The organism is Mesorhizobium sp. M7A.F.Ca.ET.027.03.2.1, assembly GCF_003999175.1.
Taxonomy (GTDB): Bacteria; Pseudomonadota; Alphaproteobacteria; order Rhizobiales; family Rhizobiaceae; genus Mesorhizobium.
In genome coordinates this window covers 1-1,735 of sequence record NZ_RZOM01001197.1, presented here as the reverse complement: position 1 = coordinate 1,735, position 1,735 = coordinate 1, and the positions used below count along the sequence as shown (strand labels likewise).

The window sequence follows — 1,735 nt, the reverse complement described above, 5'->3', positions numbered from 1 at the left end:
ATGTCGCGCGCTGCGTTCAGGGTCACGGAATAGAGCCATGTGGTGAAAGCGCCGCCGCCGCGATAGTCGCGGATCGCCTTGCCGAGCCTGACGCAGACTTCCTGGGCGATGTCTTCGGCATCGGCCTTCCTGCCGCACCAGCGATAGGCAGCGCGATAGACGAAGTCATAGTGCCTTTCCAGCAATGTGCTGAAGGCCCCCCTGTCTCCGCCCTTCGCCCGCCCGATCAGTTCGGCGTCGGAGGCTTCGCTTTCATCCAGCATCATCGCCATCATTTGCCTGTTGGACGAAGGCTAATGGCTAATCCTTGGGGCAATGGAAAGATTTTTTTGGAAACCGCCGGATCGTGACCGCCGGCACCCCGCTTGACACATCCATATCTCGGCGGTTATACGTCAATCAATAGCCACCGGGTTATCGATCCAAAATGAACAACGCTCACGATATCCTCTTCAGAACGCTCTCCGATCCGACGCGTCGTGCGATCTTCGAGCGCCTGTGCCGGCAAGGCGAGCAGACGGTCGGTGCCCTGACGGCTCAGTCGGGGGTCTCGCAGCCGGCGGTGTCGAAGCATCTCGGCGTGCTCAGGAAGGCCGGGCTGGTGCGCGACCGCCATCAAGGACGGCAGACCCATTATAGCGCCCAGCTCGCAGCACTTTCCCCGCTGACCGACTGGACGAACCAGATGAATGCGTTTTGGCAGAGCCGGTTCGACGACCTCGAAAATTTGCTCAAAAGAATGGACCAATGACCAACATCGCGACCGAAACCCGCTCCGTCGTCGTCGAACGTGAGATCCCCTATCCGCCGGAGAAAATCTGGCGCGCGCTGACCCAACCGCATCTGATCGAGGAATGGCTGATGAAGAACGACTTCAAGCCAGTTGTGGACCACCGTTTCAATCTGCGAAAGGAACCGCAACCCGACGTGAGCATTGTTGTCGACTGTCAGGTAACAGCCGTCGAGCTGAACAAGACACTATCCTACACGTGGCAGGCCTATGGCCTCGAGAGTGTCGTCACCTGGACCCTCATGCCGACCAGCACGGGCACCCGGTTGCGTATGGAACAGTCCGGCTTCCGGCCGGATCAGGAGCAGGCGTATCGGGGCGCGACGAGTGGGTGGCGGCAGTACTTTACAAATCTGGGTCACGTTCTGGCGCGGATAGATTGAAACCCGCCGACATGCGGATCACGGGTCCGCTTCGGCTTGTTTTGACAGGAGGAGCTATTGGACAGGAACAAGTGGGTTCGGCACATTCATCGCTGGCTGTCGATCATTTTTACGCTGACCGTCGTCGCCAATTTCGTCACCATGGCATTCGGCCAGCCTTCCGCCTGGGTGGTCTATTCGCCGCTCCTGCCGCTCTTCCTGCTGCTGTTCAGCGGCCTGTACATGTTCGTGCTGCCCTATGCCGCCAGGGGCCGCGGCGCGCAGCGTGCCGGCGGATAGGAGTGGGTAGAATGACCAAGACGCAGGGTCAGTCGACCAAAGCGGCACCGGTCCTGCTCTCGGGCGGCAACCCGCAAATCGCCAAGGGCGACGGCGACGCTCCGGTGCAGGCCTACATCGCTGCAATGCCGGGCTGGAAGCGTGGCCTCGGCGAGCGGCTCGACGCGCTCATCGAACACAACGTGCCCGACGTGCGCAAGGCCGTGCGCTGGAACTCGCCCTTCTACGGCGTCGAGGGCCAAGGCTGGTTCGTGAGTTTCCATGTCTTCACCCACTATTTGAA

At 60.6% G+C, this 1,735-nt stretch carries 4 protein-coding genes and 1 pseudogene; 4 read left to right on the top strand and 1 reads right to left on the bottom strand.

Features of this window, described 5'->3' with window-relative positions:
- On the bottom strand, positions 1-272 hold a 272-nt coding region (locus EN750_RS32915), incomplete at its 3' end, for an RNA polymerase sigma factor (RefSeq protein ID WP_145968142.1).
- Positions 273-427: 155 nt separating this feature from the next.
- On the opposite strand from EN750_RS32915, the gene EN750_RS32910 reads away from it, so the two are divergent.
- From EN750_RS32910 to EN750_RS32895, 4 genes and pseudogenes are all read left to right on the top strand, one after another.
- A complete protein-coding gene (locus EN750_RS32910) occupies positions 428-751 on the top strand; it encodes a metalloregulator ArsR/SmtB family transcription factor (protein ID WP_127399161.1) in 324 nt (107 codons plus the stop codon).
- Positions 748-1,173, top strand: a complete 426-nt coding sequence (locus EN750_RS32905) for an SRPBCC domain-containing protein (RefSeq protein WP_127399160.1) — start codon at positions 748-750, stop codon at positions 1,171-1,173. The genes EN750_RS32910 and EN750_RS32905 overlap by 4 nt, the downstream gene beginning before the upstream one ends.
- 57 nt (positions 1,174-1,230) lie before the next feature.
- Positions 1,231-1,452 (top strand): hypothetical protein, encoded by a 222-nt coding sequence (locus EN750_RS32900; RefSeq protein ID WP_127399159.1) that lies wholly within the window; start codon positions 1,231-1,233, stop codon positions 1,450-1,452.
- Positions 1,453-1,463: 11 nt separating this feature from the next.
- Positions 1,464-1,735 (top strand): annotated as a pseudogene (locus EN750_RS32895) (hypothetical protein); the annotation flags it as partial.